This window comes from Streptomyces carpinensis (assembly GCF_002154505.1).
GTDB classification, from domain to species: Bacteria; Actinomycetota; Actinomycetes; order Streptomycetales; family Streptomycetaceae; genus Streptomyces; species Streptomyces carpinensis.
This window is the reverse complement of record NZ_MUBM01000734.1, coordinates 1-655: the sequence shown is the minus strand read 5'-3', so window position 1 is coordinate 655 and position 655 is coordinate 1. Positions and strand designations below refer to the sequence as shown.

Here is a 655-nt window from a genome sequence, read left to right as displayed (position 1 = left end):
CAGCAGGTGGACCAGTGGACCGACAGGGCGGGCGCCGATGTGGTCTTCGAGGTATCGGGAGCGCCGAAGGCGGTGCTCGCCGCGACCGGGGTGGCCAGGGTACGGGGGACCGTAGTGGTCGTCGCCATCCATCCGCAGCCCCGGAAGGTCGATCTCCAAAGAGTCTTCTGGCGTGAGCTGCGGCTCGTGGGAGCCCGTGTGTATCAGCGCGCGGACTTCGAGCGCGCTGTCGAACTGCTGGCCGGCGATGTCATCCCGGCGGACGGCATCATCAGCCGGGTCACGCCGCTCACCGAGGTGGCGAGCGCGTTCACCGCCCTGGAGTCCGGCGAAGCGATGAAGGTGCTCGTCGACTGCGGGGGCGATGTGCGATGACGACGGCGACCTCCCTCTTCGATCTGCGGGGCCGGTTGGCCGTCGTCACCGGCGCCCGGCGCGGGATCGGCCTGGCGATCGCTCAGGCGCTGGCCGACGCGGGTGCCGACATCATCGGTGTCAGCGCGCACCTGGAGCAGCACAGCGAGGTCGGCGAACTCGTCGCGGCGGCAGGCCGGCGGTTCGAGGGCGTGCGCTGCGACTTCACGGACCGCAGGGCGGTGCAGGAGCTGGGCGCGGAACTGGCCGGACGTCGACCGGACATCCTCGTCAACAACGC

At 70.7% G+C, this 655-nt stretch carries 2 protein-coding genes; both read left to right on the top strand.

The genetic code is table 11. From position 1 onward, the window contains the following. A partial coding sequence (locus BZY54_RS48415; protein WP_143668457.1) for a zinc-binding dehydrogenase occupies positions 1-375 on the top strand: 375 nt, incomplete at its 5' end. Continuing rightward, a partial coding sequence (locus tag BZY54_RS48410) for an SDR family NAD(P)-dependent oxidoreductase (protein ID WP_143668455.1) occupies positions 372-655 on the top strand: 284 nt, incomplete at its 3' end. The genes BZY54_RS48415 and BZY54_RS48410, both read left to right, overlap by 4 nt.